At 66.9% G+C, this 17,647-nt stretch carries 18 protein-coding genes; 2 read left to right on the plus strand and 16 right to left on the minus strand.

Annotation, left to right across the window (positions count from 1 at the left end; genetic code table 11):
• Positions 1–92: 92 nt before the first annotated feature.
• Positions 93–1,280 carry a serine hydrolase domain-containing protein gene (locus AC3WP6_RS09935; protein ID WP_492627557.1) on the minus strand — a complete coding sequence of 396 codons (1,188 nt, stop codon included), beginning with the start codon at positions 1,278–1,280 and terminating at the stop codon, positions 93–95.
• A gap of 225 nt (positions 1,281–1,505) precedes the next feature.
• On the opposite strand from AC3WP6_RS09935, the gene AC3WP6_RS09940 reads away from it, so the two are divergent.
• Positions 1,506–1,964 (plus strand): cytochrome c, encoded by a 459-nt coding sequence (locus tag AC3WP6_RS09940; RefSeq protein WP_492627558.1) that lies wholly within the window; start codon positions 1,506–1,508, stop codon positions 1,962–1,964.
• 66 nt (positions 1,965–2,030) lie between these two features.
• Here the strand turns inward: AC3WP6_RS09940 and fabV are convergent, their stop codons facing one another.
• From fabV to AC3WP6_RS09985, 9 genes are all read right to left on the minus strand, one after another.
• The gene (fabV, locus tag AC3WP6_RS09945; RefSeq protein WP_492627559.1) at positions 2,031–3,245 is read right to left on the minus strand and encodes an enoyl-ACP reductase FabV; all 1,215 of its coding nucleotides are present in this window, start codon (positions 3,243–3,245) and stop codon (positions 2,031–2,033) included.
• A gap of 186 nt (positions 3,246–3,431) precedes the next feature.
• Complete coding sequence (locus AC3WP6_RS09950) at positions 3,432–3,644, minus strand: cold-shock protein (RefSeq protein WP_492628679.1); 213 nt, start codon at positions 3,642–3,644, stop codon at positions 3,432–3,434.
• Positions 3,645–3,835: 191 nt separating this feature from the next.
• A complete protein-coding gene (locus AC3WP6_RS09955; protein WP_492627560.1) occupies positions 3,836–4,585 on the minus strand; it encodes an S-methyl-5'-thioinosine phosphorylase in 750 nt (249 codons plus the stop codon).
• A gap of 89 nt (positions 4,586–4,674) precedes the next feature.
• Positions 4,675–5,238 (minus strand): hypoxanthine-guanine phosphoribosyltransferase, encoded by a 564-nt coding sequence (locus tag AC3WP6_RS09960; protein WP_492627561.1) that lies wholly within the window; start codon positions 5,236–5,238, stop codon positions 4,675–4,677.
• Positions 5,235–6,251, minus strand: coding sequence for a beta-N-acetylhexosaminidase (nagZ, locus tag AC3WP6_RS09965; protein WP_492627562.1), 1,017 nt, complete (start codon positions 6,249–6,251; stop codon positions 5,235–5,237). The genes AC3WP6_RS09960 and nagZ overlap by 4 nt, the downstream gene beginning before the upstream one ends.
• Positions 6,251–6,775 (minus strand): CYTH domain-containing protein, encoded by a 525-nt coding sequence (locus AC3WP6_RS09970; protein ID WP_492627563.1) that lies wholly within the window; start codon positions 6,773–6,775, stop codon positions 6,251–6,253. Before AC3WP6_RS09970 ends, nagZ begins: the two co-directional genes overlap by 1 nt.
• A 3-nt stretch (positions 6,776–6,778) precedes the next feature.
• On the minus strand, positions 6,779–8,122 hold the full coding sequence (gene rlmD, locus AC3WP6_RS09975; protein ID WP_492627564.1) for a 23S rRNA (uracil(1939)-C(5))-methyltransferase RlmD: 1,344 nt from the start codon (positions 8,120–8,122) through the stop codon (positions 6,779–6,781).
• Between the two features lie 71 nt (positions 8,123–8,193).
• Positions 8,194–8,799: a YdbL family probable chaperone protein gene (locus tag AC3WP6_RS09980; RefSeq protein ID WP_492627565.1), complete on the minus strand. Its 606-nt coding sequence runs from the start codon at positions 8,797–8,799 to the stop codon at positions 8,194–8,196.
• Between the two features lie 39 nt (positions 8,800–8,838).
• Positions 8,839–10,860, minus strand: a complete 2,022-nt coding sequence (locus AC3WP6_RS09985; protein ID WP_492627566.1) for an AsmA family protein — start codon at positions 10,858–10,860, stop codon at positions 8,839–8,841.
• Between the two features lie 45 nt (positions 10,861–10,905).
• Between AC3WP6_RS09985 and AC3WP6_RS09990 the strand changes: the two genes are divergently transcribed.
• Entirely contained in the window at positions 10,906–11,640 is a 735-nt protein-coding gene (locus AC3WP6_RS09990; protein ID WP_492627567.1) for a response regulator, read from the plus strand.
• An 8-nt stretch (positions 11,641–11,648) separates the two neighbouring features.
• On the opposite strand, the gene recO is transcribed toward AC3WP6_RS09990, so the two are convergent.
• From recO to lepA, 6 genes are all read right to left on the minus strand, one after another.
• The gene (recO, locus tag AC3WP6_RS09995) at positions 11,649–12,374 is read right to left on the minus strand and encodes a DNA repair protein RecO (RefSeq protein ID WP_492627568.1); all 726 of its coding nucleotides are present in this window, start codon (positions 12,372–12,374) and stop codon (positions 11,649–11,651) included.
• Between the two features lie 87 nt (positions 12,375–12,461).
• Positions 12,462–13,397: a GTPase Era gene (gene era, locus AC3WP6_RS10000; RefSeq protein ID WP_492627569.1), complete on the minus strand. Its 936-nt coding sequence runs from the start codon at positions 13,395–13,397 to the stop codon at positions 12,462–12,464.
• Between the two features lie 234 nt (positions 13,398–13,631).
• A complete protein-coding gene (gene rnc, locus AC3WP6_RS10005; protein WP_492627570.1) occupies positions 13,632–14,285 on the minus strand; it encodes a ribonuclease III in 654 nt (217 codons plus the stop codon).
• A 10-nt stretch (positions 14,286–14,295) separates the two neighbouring features.
• Positions 14,296–14,679 carry a DUF4845 domain-containing protein gene (locus tag AC3WP6_RS10010; protein ID WP_492627571.1) on the minus strand — a complete coding sequence of 128 codons (384 nt, stop codon included), beginning with the start codon at positions 14,677–14,679 and terminating at the stop codon, positions 14,296–14,298.
• Positions 14,680–14,768: 89 nt separating this feature from the next.
• Positions 14,769–15,683 carry a signal peptidase I gene (gene lepB / locus AC3WP6_RS10015; RefSeq protein ID WP_492627572.1) on the minus strand — a complete coding sequence of 305 codons (915 nt, stop codon included), beginning with the start codon at positions 15,681–15,683 and terminating at the stop codon, positions 14,769–14,771.
• Positions 15,684–15,788: 105 nt separating this feature from the next.
• Positions 15,789–17,579 (minus strand): translation elongation factor 4, encoded by a 1,791-nt coding sequence (lepA, locus tag AC3WP6_RS10020; protein WP_492627573.1) that lies wholly within the window; start codon positions 17,577–17,579, stop codon positions 15,789–15,791.
• Positions 17,580–17,647: the final 68 nt, after the last annotated feature.

The following is a 17,647-nucleotide window of genomic DNA, read 5'->3' on the forward strand; positions in this document are numbered from 1 at the left end:
GCTGCCGAGCGAGGTGGGGGCGTCCGCGATGGAACCGTTGCATTCCAGCCTGCGCGCGATCTCGCTAAAAACCCGTCGAGACGAATCCCGACCTACGGCTTGGCATCCACGGCGTGCTTGATCGCCTCGACAAAGGCACGGCGGCCGGCCATCAGCCCCTTGGAAGTCGCGGCGGGCCACGAGGCCACCTGGGCGATGACCAGCTGGCGTGCGGGGTCGACGTAGATCATCTGGCCGAAGATGCCAATGGCGGCGTAGCTGCCATCGGTGTCCGTCCACCACAGGAAGCCGTAGCCGCGGTTCGGCGCATCGGTGGCCACGTGCCCGCGCGTGCCGCCGGCGAGCCACGCTGGCGCGATCACCGGCTTGCCGTCGATGCGGCCGCCCCCCAGCATGAACTGCCCGAAGCGCGCGTAATCGGCCAGCGTGGCGGACAACCCGCTGCCGCCAGTGTCGCTGCCGTCGCATTCATCCTTGATCCAGTACGCGTCGGCCGCCATGCCATACGGTTCCCAGATCGTGTCCGACAGGTAGGCCGCCAACGAGCGGTGCGTGGCCCGCTGCACCAGGATGCCGAGCAGATCGGTTTCCGCCGTGTTGTAGTTCCAGTGGGTGCCGGCCGGCCACTGCCGGGGCTGGCGCTTGAGGTAGGAAAGCACGTGCGCCTCGCCATCCGCGCACGCCCCGAGGTACATCTGCGCCACATCGGATTTCGCATCGGCGTAATCCTCGTTCCAGTGCACGCCCGAGGTCATCGTCAGCAGCTCTTCCACCGTGACATCGGCATACGCGCTGCCGCGCAGCGCGGGGATGTAGCTTCCCAGCCGGTCGTCGAGGCTGTGGATGTAACCCTGCTGCAAGGCAACGCCGAGCAGCACCGAGGTGACCGACTTGGCGACCGAGAACGAGGTCCAGCGCTCCTCCGGCGTGAACCCGAGCGCGTAGTGCTGCGCGCGCACCCGGCCATCCTGCAGCACCATCACGCCGGCCACATGGTGCTTCGCCATGTAGTCGGCCAGCCAGGCATCACCGGCGCGACCGTCGATGCGCAGCGGTTTCCCGGCCGGCAGCGCGCGCACCGACGCGCCGTGCGCGGCACGATCACTGGGAAAGCGCCGGTACATCGTGCGGAAGCGTGCGTCACGCTGCGCCTGGGTCCAGAACAGCACGCCCTCGCGCTGCTGGCCGATGGTTTCCGCCGCCGTCGCCGTCGCCGGCAACGCCACCGGCAAACAAGTCACGCACGCGGCAACGAGGCCGAACCACCAGCGTAAAGCCATGACGCTGCATCCCATCGTTGAAAACGCCCCAGTCTAGCGATGTCGTCAAGCATGCCAGGGGCATGGGTGCACGAAACCATGCGGGGGTTCGAGACGACGCGGTTCGCCAGCCCAGCGTGCCGCCGTGGGGCGACAGCGCGCCGCGAACACCTGTTCTGCATCAGCACACGCACCGCACGCAACGCGCTATCTTCAGCCGCTGCCACGCATCGGGGAGAACCGGCAATGAAACTTCGCACAGTGGGTTGGTCGCTGCTTGGCCTCGTCGTCGCGGTGGTCGCAGCTGGCGCCATCGTAGTCGCCAAGGATCGCCCGGGGCCGGGCACGCCGGACGGCCTGCTGGCGACAATGCAGCAACTGGATACCAACACGCGCGCTGCCGGCGACGCCATTGCCGCCAGGAACTGGCCGCTGGTCGCCGAGCTGGCCGACCGCCTGAACCACCACGTCGAGCCGCCGCTCGGCCAGAAACTGCGCGTGATGCTGTGGCTGCGCACCCAGGCACCAAACTTCCGCGGCTACGACGGCAAGCTGCGCACCGCGGCGGTGGCGATGGGCGCCGCGGCGAAGGCCGGCGACGGGCAAGCCGTCAGTGCCAGCTACGCGCAACTGCAGTCCGCTTGCACCGGCTGCCACGAGAAATACCAGGCCGCCTATGTCGCGCATTTCCAGGGCGGGAAATGACGCCGCGGAATGGCACCGGTGTCCGCAACCAGGCGGGTGCGGCCGCCTGAGCTTCCTCGTGTCAGTTCAGTGCAGCTCGACGCAGTCGAACTGGCGATCGGCCTCCACCTCGGCGCTGTAATCCACGTCGCCGCGGTCGAAGCCGAACAGTTTCAGGAATTCGTGCTTGTAGCCAGCGTAGTCGGTGATGGTCTTGAGGTTTTCGGTGGTGACCGTCGGCCACAGCGTCTTGCAGGCGGTCTGTACGTCGTCGCGCAGCTCCCAGTCGTCGAGCCGCACGCGGCCGCCATCGTCCAGCGCCGGAGCGGCACCATCGGCGCGATACAGGCGGTCGTGGAACAGGCGGTTCACCTGCTCGATGCAGCCCTCGTGGACCCCCTTCTCCTTCATGATCTTGAAGGCAATGGACACATACAGCGGAATCACCGGAATCGCTGCGCTGGCCTGGGTGACGACCGATTTCATCACGCTCACGCGCGCATCGAGGCCGCGGCCGGCGTGCCGCTCACGCAGCGCTTTCGCGGTGTTGTCCAGATGCTGCTTGGCCCGGCCCAGCGTGCCGTGCCAGTACATCGGCCAGGTGATTTCGGTACCGATGTAGCTGTAGGCGATGGTGCGCGCGTGCTCGGCGAGCACGCCGGCCTTGGCCAGGGCGTCGATCCACAGCGCCCAGTCCTCGCCGCCCATCACCTTCACGGTGTCCTTGATTTCCTGCTCGTTCGCCGGCTCCACGCTGGCCTCGATCACAACGTCCTTGTTGGTGTCGACCGAGCTGGCGGTGAAGGTCTCGCCGATGGTCTTGAGCGCGGAGCGCACCACCTCGCCGGTATCCGGCAGCTTGCGCACCGGCGAGGCGAGCGAATACACCACCAGGTCGATCGGTCCGCCCATTTCCTGCTGGATGATCTCGATCGCGCGCTCGCGCGTGGCATCGGAGAACGCGTCGCCGTTGATCGACTTGGCGTACAGGCCGGCCTGCTTGGCCAGCTTGTCGAACGCGGCCGCGTTGTACCAGCCGGCAGTGCCGGTCTTCTCGTGGCTGCTCGGCTTCTCGAAGAACACGCCAAGCGTGGCGGCGCCGTAGCCGAACGCCGCAGTGATGCGCGAGGCCAGGCCATAGCCGGTCGAGGCGCCAATCACCAACACCCGCTGCGGTCCCTTGCCGGCGCCGTTGGCCATGGCGGCCCGGGTAGTGGCGATTTCGTCGGCCACGTTGCGCTCGCAACCGACCGGATGGGCGGTAACGCAAATGAAGCCGCGCACTTTGGGTTTGATGATCACTGCCAGTCGCTCCGCACAGGAAATGCAATGCGGCATCTTAACCAACGCAGGGCGCCATGCGCTGCGGTAGGGAGCCGCGATGCCCGCGTGCCGCCGCGCAAACCCGCCCTGAAAGCAAAAAGCCCCGCGCCGGAGCGCGGGGCCGCAAAACGATTGCGCGACCGGCCGGGAGCCGGCCGATGTCGCTCAAGCCGCGGGTGACAACTCGACGTTGCTCGCTTGTTTCCCTTTCGGGCCGGAGTTTTCCTCGAACTTCACGCGCTGCCCCTCCTGCAAACTGCGGAAGCCTTTGGCGTTGATTGCCGAAAAGTGGACAAACACGTCCTCCCCACCATCCTCGGGCGCGATGAAGCCGAAGCCCTTGGCATCGTTGAACCACTTGACCGTACCAAAACGCATTGCTGGAACCTCTGGAAACATGGACAGGGTGCACCCGGCCGTGTTCGCGCCATCCCCCTGACCGCGGCGCGGGTACTCCCAAAGTATCAACAGGTCTTCGGGCAAAGTGCAATATGCATACGCAAAATTCCGGCGCTGCGCCGCACTCGACGCCATGACCTGTCGTAATGAGCTAATGCATCAACCGGTGGTCACGCCCGCAGCATGGCGTCGAGGACGACCGGCACCTGCGCCGTGGCGGCCGCCAGGTGGGCAAAGATCTCCTCGATGCTGATGACGGCGTCATCGCCGCAGCCAGCGGCAAAATTGGCCACCAGCGCCAGGCAGGCGTAGGCCAGGTCCAGCTCGCGGGCAAGCGCCGCCTCGGGCATGCCGGTCATGCCGACCAGATCGCAGCCGTCGCGGCGCAGACGCGCGATTTCGGCCCGGGTCTCCAGCCGCGGGCCCTGTGTGGCGCCGTAACAACCGCCGTCCACGATGGCCAGCCCGGCCACGCGCGCGGCCGCCAGCAGGCGTTCGCGCAAGGCCTGCGTGTAAGGTTCGCTGAAGTCGATATGGCGCACTTCCGCGCCCTCGGCATCGCAGTAACTGGTGGCGCGGCCGTGGGTGTAGTCGATGAGCTGGTCAGGCACCACCAGTGTGCGCGGCCCAAGGTCGGCGCGAATGCCGCCGACGGCGTTGACGCCCACCACCGCCCGCACGCCAAGCTGGTGCAGCGCCCACAGGTTGGCGCGGTAATTCACCCGATGCGGCGGCACGCTGTGGTGCTCGCCGTGGCGGGCCAGAAACGCCACCCGCTTGCCGGCGAAATCACCCAGCACCACCTCGCCGGACGGCTCCCCCCACGGCGTCGCCACCGCCTGCCGGGAGACGTTCGCCAGCCCCGGCAACGCATACAACCCGCTGCCGCCGATCACCCCGAGTTCAATCTCGCCACTCATCGCCATTCGTCGCCCTTCGCCTGCGGTCTCGGCCTCGCCAGCCTTTCCGAATCCCGTATCCCGAATCCCGTATCCCAAATCCCGGCTCCCTAATCCCCATTCCCTGCCTTCAACGCATAAATATCCGGCAAGTTGCGCCCCTGCTCGTGGTAATCCATGCCGAAACCGAACACGTAGCGGTCGGGCAGCACGATGCCGTTGAAATCCGAATGGATGCCTGGCACCAGGCGGTCGTGATCCTTGGTGCACAGGCTGACGATCAGCACCCGCCGCGCACCACGGCGCAAGCATTCGTCGCGTACCGCCTTGAGCGTGTTGCCTTCGTCCAGGATGTCGTCCACCAGCAGCACGCTGCGTCCACGCAGGTCAGCCACCGGTTCGCGCAGCCACTTCAGCTCGCTGCCACGGGTTTCGCCGCGATAGCGGGTGGCATGCACATAATCGAATTCGAGATCGGTGCGGATCGCCAGCGCGAGATGCCCGGCAAACATCAGCGCGCCGTTCATCACGGTCAGGAACACCGCGCGCTCGCCGTGCAGTTCCACGTCAATGCGGCGACCGATGTCGGCAATCACGGCTTCGATTTCGGCGCGCGTGTGCAGCACTTCGGCATGCGCGAGTGCGGCTTGCAAGCTGGGGGCGGGCTGGTTCATGCGTGATCCTGATCGGCGTCGAGCGCCGTGATGCGCGCGACAAAACGGTCGCGCTGCGGGTTGTCCTGCAGGCCAGCCCAAGTGGCGGCCACGGTGCCGCGCAGGGTGGCAAGCCGTTCGGCGGCAAGGGGCGCGCGGTCGGCCACCGCAGCGATGGCGTCGGGAACGACATCGGGGAAGCAGGCCAATACGAGGTCGCAGCCGGCATCCAGGTGGCCGTGCACACGCGCTGCCACGGCGCCGGCCACACCGGCCGCCACCATGCTGATGTCGTCGCTGATGGCGATGCCGGTGAAGCCGAGTTCGTCGCGCAGCACGTCGTGGATCCACCGCCGCGAAAACCCGGCGGGCACCGCGTCCAGTGCCGGATAGATCACATGCGCCAGCATCACCGCTTCGACATGCGTGGCAATGCACTCGGCGAACGGGCGCAGATCATCGCGGCGAATCTCGGCGAGCGGGCGCGGGTCCACCGCCTGCGCCTTGTGCGTATCGACCGCCACCGAACCATGACCGGGGAAATGCTTGAGCACGGCGGCCATGCCGGCCAGATGCATGCCGCGCACGTAGGCGGCGGCCAGATCGGCGGTAACCGCCGGGTCGGCATGGAACGCGCGCACGCCAATGGCGGCATTGCCGCGTGCGAGGTCGACCACCGGCGCAAAACTGAAATCCACGCCGCTCGCGCGCAACTCGCTGGCCATGAGCCAAGCGTGTTCTTCGGCCAGGCGAACCGCTTCGTCGGGGGCGCGGTCGTACACCGCGCCGATGCGCGCCAAGGCCGGCAAGCGGGTGAACCCGGCACGAAAGCGCTGCACTGGCCCACCTTCCTGATCCACCGCAATCAGCTTGTCGTCGCCGCCGATGGCGCGGATCGATGCGCACAACGCCATGAGCTGGTCGCGATCGGCATAGTTGCGCGCAAACAGGATGACGCCGGCAACGTTCGGCGCGGTGAGCCATGCCCGCTCGCGCGCGGCCACGCTGGTGCCGGCCAGCCCGATCAGCAACATCAGGTTGCCTCCGCATCATCGCCACCGCGTTCGGCGGCCGTCCAGCGCGCATACGGATGCGCGATGAGGTTGACGTTGTAGTAGCGCGAAAGCCGGCTCACCTCGCGCCCCAGCCATGCCGGCCGTGGAAACGGCGCATCCACCTGCGGCAACTCGACCTCGGCCACGACGAGGCCGGCATTGGCGTCGAGAAATTCATCGACCTCGAACAGCACGCCGTCCACCCGCACATGGTGCCGCCACTTGCGCAGCACACCATCGCACAGCGTGGCGAGGAGTTCATCCGCGTCGGCCGGCGGCAGCGGGTATTCGTATTCCGCGCGCTCGATGCCGGGCCTGGCGGCCTTGATGTTGATCCACGCGGCATCGCCGGCACGCCGCACACGCACCGAGGCGCGCGCCTGCCCGGCGGCCAGTGCCGCGGCGCCAACCAGATACCCCTGCGCAAACTGCATGCTGCGCGTGACCTGCGCGCGCCACGCATCGCTCGCGAGGAGAAACTTGCGCTCGATCTCGATGCCCACGGCCTACCTCTCGAACCAGGCAATCGACTCGACGTGCGCGGTGTGCGGGAACATGTCCATCACGCCCGCCGCACGCAACGTGAAGCCGTGCTGGTGCACCAGGATGCCGGCATCGCGCGCGAGCGACGCCGGATGGCAGGAGACGTACACCACGCGCCGCGTCGCCTGATGCGGCAGGTAGGCCAGCACCTGATCGGCGCCGGCGCGTGGCGGATCGAGCAGCAGCTTGTCCCACGGCGTACGCGCCCACTCCGCGCCGTGCTGGTCCTCGAACAGGTTGGCGACGTGGAAGCGTGCATTGCCGATGCCATTGCGGCGCGCATTGGCGTCCGCGCGCGCGACCAGGCCATGCTCGCCTTCGACCCCGGCCACCGCGGCCACCCGCCGCGCCAGCGGTAGGGTGAAATTGCCCAGCCCGCAGAAGAGATCCAGCACGCGGTCGTCCGGCTGCGGATCGAGCAGCTGCATGGCGTGCGCCAGCATCCTGCGGTTCATGCCGCCGTTGACCTGCACGAAATCCAGCGGCTCGAACTCAAGCTCCACATCGGCGGCACCGTCACCGGGCGACAACGTATAGGCGAGCCGCGGCGAGGCCGGCCACAACGGCACCACGCTGGTGATGCCGCCGGGCTGCAGGTAGATCGCAAAGCCTTCGCGCTGTGCAAACGCGGTCAGCGCCTGGCGGTCGTGCTCGCTAAGCGGCTGCATGTGGCGAAATACCAGCGCCACGGTGTCGTCGCCCGCCGCAAATTCGATCTGCGGAATGCTGGCGGCGCCCTCCAGCGTGCCGAGCAGGTCGCCCAGCATCTCGATGCGCTCGCCCAGCCGGGGGTGCACCACGTCGCAATGGCGCAGGTCGGCCACATAACGCGGATTGGCCGCTTCGCGGAAACCGACCAGCACGCGCCCTTTCTTTGGCACCGCGCGCACCGACAGGCGGCCACGCCGGCGGTAGTTCCACAATGCATCGGTCAGCGGCGGCAACCACTCGCGCGGCTCGACCTTGCCGATGCGGGTGAAATTTTCCGCCAGCACCTTCTGCTTGCCGGCGATCTGCGCCGCCGAGCTCAAGTGCTGCAGCGTGCAGCCGCCGCACACGCCAAAGTGCGGACACTTGGGCGTGACGCGATCGGGCGAAGGCACCAGCACCTCGACCGTGTCGGCCTCGTCGTAGTGACGATGGCGCTGGCGGATGCGCAGGCGCACATGCTCGCCTTCCAGCGCGCCGGTGACAAACACCGCCTTGCCGTCGATGCGCGCCACGCCGCGGCCGTCGTGGCCCAGCGCGGTGATGTCGGCTTCGAATTCGGCCGCAGTGGCCGGTGGACGGGAGTGGTGGCGTGACATGATCCGCGGCGCTTCAACGCAGGGGTAGACCGCGCATTATCGCGAACCGCGGCGCCCGCGTCGCGCGCCGCTCACTTGCGTTGCCACGCGCCCGCGGCGTCCTGGTAATACCAGCCGGCGTGCGCGCGTTCGATCCAGGTCTTGGCGAAGGTCGCGCGAATCTGCGCCTCCCACTCCGGATGCGCATTGGCGTTGGCGATCTCGCGATACAGCGCCGCGCGGTCGCGGTTTTCGTCGGCCACCGCGATCGTGGCCTGCGCGCGCTGCGCCAGCGGCACCTTGGCTGGATCACGCAGCGCCACCATGCCGTCGCGGGTAAAGCCCGCGGCGCCGCTTTCCATCAAACCTTGCAACTCGGTGGCAAAGCGCGTGCGCATGCGCGCCTGGATCGCCTGCACCGCCGGCGTCTGGATGCGCAGGTCCGGAATCTCGGCAGCCTGCGCGGCCGGGATCAAGAGATTCATCAGGCTTGCCGACGGCCCGGATTTCGGTGCTTGCGTCGGCGCTGGCGTTGCTGGCGCGGGTGCCAGCTTGCCCGGCGCCTCACCCAGTACGCCGCCCACGAACTGGTCGGCCGCCTTTTGCGCGGAGGCTTCGGGAAAGTACACGTTGATCGTGACGCACCCGGCGACCGCGACCGCGAGCAAGGTGACGAGAAAGCCACTGAATTTGCGCATGGATGCCCCTGAAACGCTCGATGGAAAACGCGGCTGCAGTCAGCGCACCACCGGCGCGTTGCCCTTGACGGCGTCGCGCAGCCGATGCACCAGCGTAGGCCAGTCGACCCGCGTCTGGTAGCCGATCACCTCCAGGCGCGGCAACCCGCTGCCTTCGACGATAGTGTAGCCGCCGTCTTCGTCCTTCAGGCCGCTCATGTCGCACACCGCACCGTGCAGCGTGCAATTGAGGCCAATGCGCTTGTAGCTGAAGGTCTTGAACAGCTTGAGCACCGCCCCCTGCAGCCCGGCCGCGACACCGCCGCCGCCAACCACCGTGAGGTTGTTCACCGCCCGCTGACTGATACGCCCGCCGCCGGCCGCCAGCAGCGAGGCCTTGAACGCGACCGGGCTCCAGCCCACCAGGCGCAGGTCGTCGATGTTGCCGTCCAGACGCCCGGTGATACTGCCGAAGTCAAACACGCCGGTCAGCGCCCCCAGATCGAGCTGGCTCAACTGGACATTGGCGGCCAGCACCGGCGCATCGCCAAACGGCTGTTGCAGGCTCACGGCAGTCATGTCGATGAACCCGCCGAACACGTTGATCGACAACCCGCCAGCAAGATCCAGCCGGTCGCCTTGCCAGCGCAGCGACGGTATGGCGCCACCCAGCGTGCCCGAAAACACCGGCCACCCCAGCGCGTGGCTGAGGCTGGCCATGTCGACCCCGGTCACGGCCAGGCTGGTGGCCAGCCGCTGGGTCTCGCTGGCGGTGGGTCGATAATCGATCCGCGCCACCCGCAACTGGCCCTTGTACAGCGGAATCACGAACGGCGACGTCAGTTCGAGTGAGCCGGTATAGGTTTGCCACTGCGACTGCGCCGCGCCAGCCTCGAGTCGATACGCCCGCAGCGAATGCCAGGCAAGGCGGGTTGCCGGCCGCTCGCCTTTCGCTGCCCAGTCGAGCCCGCCGCGCAGGCCGGTCACGCCAAACTTGCCACCGGCATCGACGACATCCAGCCCGTCGGTGTTGAACGCAAACGCGCGCAGGCCATCGGCCGCCCAGTCCAGCTGCCCGCTCAAATGTCCGGTGATGTGTGCATTGCGCACGCCCAGCGTGGCAAGCCAGGTGCGCCCGTAGCGCTCATAGGCCGCCGGAAAACTCGCATGCAGGCGACTGATGCGCAGGCGCTGGAGATTCCCCTTCGCATCCGTCGCAAAGCTGCCATCGAGCTGCAGCGCATCGGCGTCGTTCACCCGCAGGCGCTCCACATCCAGCGCGCCACGCCGGATGCGTGCCGCCACGTCCAGCTGCAACGGGTGAGAGGGCAGCTTGGCGTACATGTCGCCCACCAGCAGCTCGCCGCCATTCAAACCGCCCTGCACCGCAAGCCGCGAACCGTCCGGATTCTGCTCGAAACTGAAGCGGCCATCCCCGTTCAACGTCCCCGCGGCCAGCTTGCCGTTCGGGGTGTCAAAACCGACCCCATCCAGCGCAAACTGGCCGGAGGATTGCACCCGCTTGTCACGCACGTCGATTGCAAGATCGGCGGTAACCTGCCCTGCACCCAGCCGCCCGCCCCACACCTTGGCCACCAGCCCTTGCAACCATGCCACCGGCCAGTGGCGCAGGCTGATCTGTGCGTGGCTCGGCTGGTCGAGCGGCAGCCAGGCACTGCCGCTGGCCTTGCCCTGTTGCAACGTCACCTGCACGGTGTCCGCGCTGGCACTGACCAGCCCGTTCACCTGCGCGTCGGTGAGTGCACCGCCGGGAGCGTCGGCCAACCGTGCGCGGCCGTCAAACACCCAGCGCGCCCGGGCATCGCGATACAGGCGACCATCGAGTCGCACCCCCACGCGCTGCCAGCCAAGCGCCGCCACCTCGGCCTGCGCCGCCTGCAACTGCACCAGCACACCGCCGTCCGGCGCCGCACTCAACCGGGCCGCCACCGTCTGCAGGCGCACCCCCGGCGCGCTGAACTGACGCATCGCCACGGTCACGTCGGCATGCCCCGGCATGGCCCAGCCCAAACCGAGCAGCAACAGAAGGCCAAGCAGCAGGTGGCTTGATGTACGGCGCATGAGCGGCCATTCTGCCAAAGCCAGCTGAACGACAAGGACCCGGCCATGGCCGTCGACATCGTCACGCCACCGTCCACGGCACCGTGGCAACCCGCTTTGCGCGTATTGATTGCCGACGACGATGCTGCCAGTTGCCGTTTTCTCGGCGATGCCATGGCCGCGCTCGGGGCAGCCGTCACGACCTGCGCCGACGGTGCCGGCGCCGTGCACTGGGCGCAAACCGAACGTTTTGACCTGTTGCTGCTCGACTGCCGCATGCCCGTGGCCGGCGCACTGGACGTTTTGGCGAGGTTGCAGGCCGACCCGCACGCGCGTTCCGGCCACGCGGTGGCAGTTGCCAGCACCGCCGAGCCCGAAGCCGCCACCCGCACCCGCCTGCTGGCAGCCGGATTTCACGCGGTGCTGCCCAAGCCATGCGGCATGGCGCAATTGCGCAACCTGATGCTGCTGGTGCCCGGCGCGTCTCCGCTGCTGGACAATGCCGCCGCCGTACGCGCAACCGGCAATGCCGCCACCATGCAGGCGCTGCGCACGTTGTTGCGCCATGAGCTGCAGGCGCTGCAACGCGACCTCGCCGCTCTCGCCACGCAACGCAATGCGTTTGGCGAACGGCTGCACCGGCTGCGCTCCTCGTGCGGGTTCTGCGGCACGCCAGCGCTGGCCGCCGCCGTTGCGCGCCTGCAGCAACGCGTGCAGGCATCGGCCACGATCAACCCGGCAACGCTGGATGCTTTCGACGCCGCGGTGACCGCCACGCTGGACGCGCTGCAGCCCGAATGATTCGCTGGTCAGGGCGTGCGCGCAGGCGGTCCGCCACGCAGCGGTGCCAGCACCCGCCACGCACGCAGCTCGCTGCCCCCCAGGTGGTAGCGGATGACTTCGCGCATCAATCGCCGCAAGGCCGCCAGCCCCGCGGCATCGGGCGGAGTGTCGGTCGCCAGTGCCAGCAAATCCGCACCACGCACCGCTTGTGGTGTCAAGGCCGGCACCCGGCTTGCACCTTGGCCAACGTCGTAGCGATACCACTGGGCAGGCTGCAGCGGCGTCTCGCCATCGGTTTCGGTTTGCAGTGGCAAGGCATAGCCGATGAGGGTCAGCAGATCGCGCTCGAACCGGCGCAAGGTCCACGCCGTGGCCGCGCCGGACGCCAGCCGCACCAGGGTTGCCGCGTAGGCGTCGAACAACGCAGGCTGTGCGTCCTGCCGCGCGGTGAGGCGCACCACCAACTCGTTGAGATACAGCCCTGCCAGGCTGCTGTTCCCGCTCAGGACCGGCCCGGTATCGACCACCTCGCTGCCCGCCAGCGTTGCCAGCTCGCCGCGCTGCGTAAAATCGACCGCCAGCCGCTGGAACGGTTCCAGCTGCGCCCGACGACGCCGCCCGCGCTCCCCACGCACCCCACGCGCCACCATCCCCAACCGCCCGTAATCGCGCGTCAGACACTCCAGCAGCAGCGAGGTCTCACGGTACGGCCGCGCGTGGAGAATGTAGGCGGGTTGTTGGGTTATACGCATGGGATTCGGGATCGGGGGATTCGGGATTCGTCAAAGCCGGGGCACGCGATGCTCTTGCCAATCTCGAATCCCCCATCCCGAATCTCGTTAATCGGTATACCCGAATTTCTTGAGCATCGCCTCGTCGTCCACCCAGCCTTCGCGCACCTTGACCCACAGGCGCAGGTAGACCTTGCGGTCGAACAGTTGCTCCATGCGGCGGCGGGCGGCAGTGCCGATGGCCTTGAGCTGGGCACCGCCCTGGCCGATCACGATCGCCTTTTGGCCATCGCGCTCGACCCACACCACGGCATGCACCTCGGTGATGCCATCCGTGCGGTCACGGAATTCCTCGATCTCGACGGTGGTGGCGTAGGGCAGTTCCTGGTCGAGCCGCAGCATGAGTTGCTCGCGCACCATCTCGGCAGCCAGGAAACGTTCGCTGCGGTCGGTGACTTCCTCCGTGCCATAGATCGGCGCGCGCACCGGCAAGCGGGCGCGAATGGCCTGCTCCAGCTCGGCCAGCCCCTGCTTTTTCAGCGCGCTGACGTAGTGGATTTCGGCAAACGCGTGCTGCTCGCCGAGGCCGGCAACAAACGGCAGCAAGGCGGATTTGTCCTTGTTCAGATCCACCTTGTTGATGACCAGCATGCGTGGCGCCGTGTGCTCGACCAGCGTCGCGTACAGCGCCTCGTCCTCGTCGGTCCAGCGTCCGGCCTCGATCACCTGCACCACCAGGTCGACGTCGCTCATCGCCGCGCGCGCGGCCCGGTTCAAGCTGCGGTTCATCGCCCGCTTCGCGCCGCGATGCAGCCCCGGCGTATCGACGTACAGCACTTGTCCCGCGTCGCTGTTGGCGATGCCGAGAATGCGGTGCCGCGTGGTTTGCGGACGCGGGCTGACGATCGACAGCCGAAAGCCGATCAAGGCATTGAGCAGGGTCGATTTGCCGACGTTGGGGCGGCCGGTGAGCGCCACCAGGCCGCAGCGGAAATCGGCATGCGGCAGTGCCGCGTCGGCGCCGGGGTCGGACGGATGGGACATGGCAGAAGAAACCGTTCGGGAGATATGTGGATATTAGGCGCTTGCGTGGCCAACGCGGCGCGGCCGGCCGGTGGCCAGAATTTGGAGCTGGTGAAAAACGTCACCCTGCGTGTGCGGCAACACGCGTCACGGGAAAACACAGGGCTTGGAACCCAATGACCGCCGTTTTCGCGTGGCACCCCGCCAGAGGCATCGCGGTGGAGCGCCCCGAACCGGCGGCCTTCCCACCGGCCCTCAGTGGGCCAGCGCGACGAGCTGCGCCAACACCTGCTCGGCGGCATCCTGCTCGGCATGCCGCCGGCTCGGCGCGCTCGCCTCGGCACTGGCAGCGGCCGGCTCGGTCACCGTGCAGCGCACGTCGAAGGTCTTGGCGTGATCTTCGCCATGCGTGGCAACCAACTCGTAGTGCGGCAAGCCACACCCCTTGCCCTGCAGCCACTCCTGCAGCCGCGTCTTGGCATCCTTGGACGACCGGTGCAACGTGGCGATGCGCTCCGCGAACAGCTCGCGCACCACCTTGCGGCAAGCATCAAGCCCGCCGTCGAGAAACACCGCGGCAAGCGTCGCCTCGAACGCATCGGCAAGGATGGAATCACGGCGAAAACCGCCGCTCTTGAGTTCGCCGGGGCCGAGTTTCAGGCCATCGCCAAGCTCCAGCTCGCGCGCAATCACCGCCAGCGCATCGCCATTGACGAGCTGCGCACGCAGCCGCGAGAGCTCGCCCTCGCTGGCCTTTGGATGCGCCGCATACAGCATTTCGGCCACAAACGCGCCGAGCAGCGCATCGCCGAGAAACTCCAGGCGCTCGTTGTTCGGCTTGCCCACGCTGCGGTGGGTCAGCGCCAGCGCTGCCAACGCGTCATCTTTAAAACGGTACGGAAAACTCAAGGTATTCGACTCACTGCGCCACGTTGCCCTGTAGCGGCACGCTCTTCTCGAAGCTCAGGAGAAAGTCGACGTTGTACAGGAAGGGAATGTCTTTTTGGTAGCTCACCTTGAGCGTGCTGGCGCCGCCGCTGCTGCGGTCGATGGTGATGTCGGTCGGCTTCACCGTAGCGTCGTCGACGTACTGGAAGTCCATTCGGCGCAGCAGGTCGCGCCGGATCTCGTCGAGCGAGCGGCCGGAGGTGCCGGAGCTGGCAACGCCGTTCATCGCCTTCACCACCCCCATGTACTCGGTGTAGGCCGGAATCAGTTTCATGCCCATGTAGCCGAAAAAGCCCACGACCATGATGATGATCAGCATGCCGATCAGGGTCACGCCCGACTGTCTGGTTTTCATCGTCCCCTCGCTTGGTGTGAGTGCCGGCCACCGGCAACTGCTGGGCGCCGATTATGCCAGCGCCACCACAGCCCCAACCGCGTCAACCATCAATGAATGAGCGTGCCGATCCGGTGGAAATCGATGCCGCCGGTGCCCCAGCCCTTCCAGCTCATCCAGATCATGAATGCCTTGCCGGCAAGATCGCGCTCCGGCAGGCAGCCCCACCAGCGGCTGTCGGTGCTGTTGTTGCGGTTGTCGCCCATCACGAGGTAGCAATTGGGCGGCACCCTGGAAGGCACGTTCGCGTTCGGGATCGGGTACGGCGTGGTGTACGCCGGCATGCGCGCAATCAAATGGTTGACCACCTGCCCGTCCGGCCGTGACAGGTGCTCGTTCCACACCGTGGCGCCCATGTCGAGCATCAGGCGCTCTTCGCTGCGCAAGGGATTGCCCACGTACGGTCCGATCTCATCGGCGGCAACCGGTTTGCCGTTGATCAGGAGATCGCTGCCGTGCACCTGGATGCTGTCGCCCGGCAGGCCGATCACGCGCTTGATCCAGTTCTGGCTGGGCACCGGCGCATGCGGGTCGGCGCAACTGATGTCGCCGCTGCGCACCAGCTTGCCGTCGGCATCGCGGCACAGGAAACCGGGAAAGCGGAACACCACCACATCGCCGCGCTGGGGCTCGCCCAGCGACACGAACTTGTCGTTGAACGCCGGCATGCGCAGCCCGTAGGCAAACTTGTTGACCAGGATGAAATCGCCGACGTCGAGCGTCGGCATCATCGACCCCGACGGGATGCGGAACGGCTCGGCCACGAACGAGCGCAGCACCAGCACCACCAACACCACCGGAAACAGCGAGCGCGACCAATCCACCGGCGCCGGATCGCGGTACTCGCTGCCAGCCGCGTCGAGCCGCGCCTTGCGCTTCTTGTAGAGCAACAGCCGATCCAGCCCCCACACCACGCCAAACAGCACGGTGAGGGCCAGCAACGCCGCAGAAAAATCGAATTCCATGGGGGCTCCTTCGGAGCCGGGATGGGAGATTGGGGATTGGGGATTCGGCAGAGCTGCAAGCTCGTTGCTTTTTCGAATCCCCAAGCTCCAATCCCGAATCCCGGCCTATTTGTCAGTCCGCAACACGGCCAGAAACGCTTCCTGCGGGATCTCCACCCGGCCGACCTGTTTCATGCGTTTCTTGCCTTCTTTTTGTTTCTCCAGCAGCTTGCGCTTGCGGCTGACGTCGCCGCCATAGCACTTGGCGAGCACGTTCTTGCGCAAGGCCTTGACCGTGGAGCGCGCAATGATCTGCGCGCCGACCGCGGCCTGGATCGCCACGTCGAACTGCTGGCGCGGAATCAGATCCTTCATGCGTTCCACCAATTCGCGGCCGCGGCGATCGGCGTGCATGCGGTGCACGATGAGGCTCAAGGCATCCACGCGGTCGCCGTTGATCAGCACGTCCACGCGCACGAACGGGCCGGCCTCGAAGCGGTCGAAGTGGTAATCCATCGACGCATAGCCGCGGCTCACCGATTTCAGGCGGTCGAAAAAGTCGAGCACCACCTCGGCCAGCGGCAACTCGTAGGTGATCTGCACCTGCGTCGCCAGATACTGGATAGAGCGCTGCACGCCGCGCTTTTCCTCGCACAGCGTGATGATGTTGCCGATGTAGTCGGGCGGCGTGAGGATGCTGGCCACGATCACCGGCTCGCGCACTTCGGCGATCTGCGGCACCGGCGGCAGTTTCGCCGGATTGTCCAGATCGAGCACGCTGCCGTCGGTTTTCAGCACCTCGTACACCACGGTTGGCGCGGTGGTGATGAGGTTCAGGTCGTACTCGCGTTCGAGCCGCTCCTGCACGATCTCCATGTGCAGCATGCCGAGAAAGCCACAACGGAACCCGAAGCCCATCGCCTCGGAGGACTCCGGCTCGAAAAACAGCGCCGCGTCGTTCAAACGCAGCTTGTCGAGCGCTTCGCGCATCGCCGGAAAATCCTCGGCGGCCACCGGAAACAACCCGGCAAACACGCGCGGCTGCATGGTCTGGAAACCGGGCAGCGCGTGCTCGGCCGGACGCGCGGCCGAGGTCAGGGTGTCGCCCACCGGCGCGCCGTGCACGTTCTTGATCGAGGCGTTGATCCAGCCCACTTCGCCGGCTTCGAGCTGGTCGAGCTTCTTGCGTTTGGGCGTAAAGACGCCGACCTCGTCCACCTCGTGCGTGCGCCCGGTGGACATCACCAAAAGCTTGTCGCCGGGCCGGATCTCGCCCTGCATCACGCGCACCAGCGACACCACGCCGAGGTAGTTGTCGAACCACGAGTCGATGATGAGCGCCTGCAGCCGGTCGGTGTCGCGCGGCTTCGGCGGCGGGATGCGCGCGACGATGGCTTCGAGCACCTCGACCACGTTCTGCCCGGTCTTGGCGCTGATCGGTACGGCGTCGGTGGCGTCGATGCCGATCACCGCCTCGATCTCGCCTTTCACCTTGTCGATGTCGGCGGTGGGCAGGTCGATCTTGTTCAGCACCGGCACCACTTCCAAGCACATTTCCACCGCGGTGTAGCAGTTGGCCACCGACTGCGCCTCGACGCCCTGTGCGGCGTCGACCACCAGCAGCGCGCCTTCACAGGCAGCCAGCGAACGGCTCACCTCGTAGCTGAAATCCACGTGGCCGGGGGTGTCGATGAAGTTGAGCTGGTAGGTCTTGCCGTCGCGTGCGGTGTACGGCAGCGAGACCGAGCGCGCCTTGATGGTGATGCCGCGCTCGCGCTCGATCGGGTTGTCGTCGAGCACCTGCGCTTCCATCTCGCGCTGGGCGAGGCCGCCGCAGATTTCGATGATGCGGTCGGCCAGCGTCGATTTGCCGTGGTCGATATGGGCAATGATGGAAAAATTGCGGATGAGTTCCATGGAGCGCGGTTCGGCACCGATACGTTTGGGCCCACCACGAAAAGCGCAGCGGGAACCCCGTATTGTCG

Source organism: Rhodanobacter sp. FW106-HT46G03 (assembly GCF_058789895.1).

Excerpts from the sequence above, each read along its gene's own strand:
- AC3WP6_RS09935 (WP_492627557.1), bottom strand. The coding sequence starts at position 1,280 with ATGGCTTTACGCTGGTGGTTCGGCCTCGTTGCCGCGTGCGTGACTTGT.
- AC3WP6_RS09940 (WP_492627558.1), top strand. The coding sequence starts at position 1,506 with ATGAAACTTCGCACAGTGGGTTGGTCGCTGCTTGGCCTCGTCGTCGCG.
- AC3WP6_RS09950 (WP_492628679.1), bottom strand. The coding sequence starts at position 3,644 with ATGCGTTTTGGTACGGTCAAGTGGTTCAACGATGCCAAGGGCTTCGGC.
- AC3WP6_RS09955 (WP_492627560.1), bottom strand. The coding sequence starts at position 4,585 with ATGAGTGGCGAGATTGAACTCGGGGTGATCGGCGGCAGCGGGTTGTAT.
- AC3WP6_RS09960 (WP_492627561.1), bottom strand. The coding sequence starts at position 5,238 with ATGAACCAGCCCGCCCCCAGCTTGCAAGCCGCACTCGCGCATGCCGAA.
- nagZ (WP_492627562.1), bottom strand. The coding sequence starts at position 6,251 with ATGTTGCTGATCGGGCTGGCCGGCACCAGCGTGGCCGCGCGCGAGCGG.
- rlmD (WP_492627564.1), bottom strand. The coding sequence starts at position 8,122 with ATGTCACGCCACCACTCCCGTCCACCGGCCACTGCGGCCGAATTCGAA.
- AC3WP6_RS09980 (WP_492627565.1), bottom strand. The coding sequence starts at position 8,799 with ATGCGCAAATTCAGTGGCTTTCTCGTCACCTTGCTCGCGGTCGCGGTC.
- AC3WP6_RS09985 (WP_492627566.1), bottom strand. The coding sequence starts at position 10,860 with ATGCGCCGTACATCAAGCCACCTGCTGCTTGGCCTTCTGTTGCTGCTC.
- AC3WP6_RS09990 (WP_492627567.1), top strand. The coding sequence starts at position 10,906 with ATGGCCGTCGACATCGTCACGCCACCGTCCACGGCACCGTGGCAACCC.
- recO (WP_492627568.1), bottom strand. The coding sequence starts at position 12,374 with ATGCGTATAACCCAACAACCCGCCTACATTCTCCACGCGCGGCCGTAC.
- era (WP_492627569.1), bottom strand. The coding sequence starts at position 13,397 with ATGTCCCATCCGTCCGACCCCGGCGCCGACGCGGCACTGCCGCATGCC.
- AC3WP6_RS10010 (WP_492627571.1), bottom strand. The coding sequence starts at position 14,679 with ATGAAAACCAGACAGTCGGGCGTGACCCTGATCGGCATGCTGATCATC.
- lepB (WP_492627572.1), bottom strand. The coding sequence starts at position 15,683 with ATGGAATTCGATTTTTCTGCGGCGTTGCTGGCCCTCACCGTGCTGTTT.
- lepA (WP_492627573.1), bottom strand. The coding sequence starts at position 17,579 with ATGGAACTCATCCGCAATTTTTCCATCATTGCCCATATCGACCACGGC.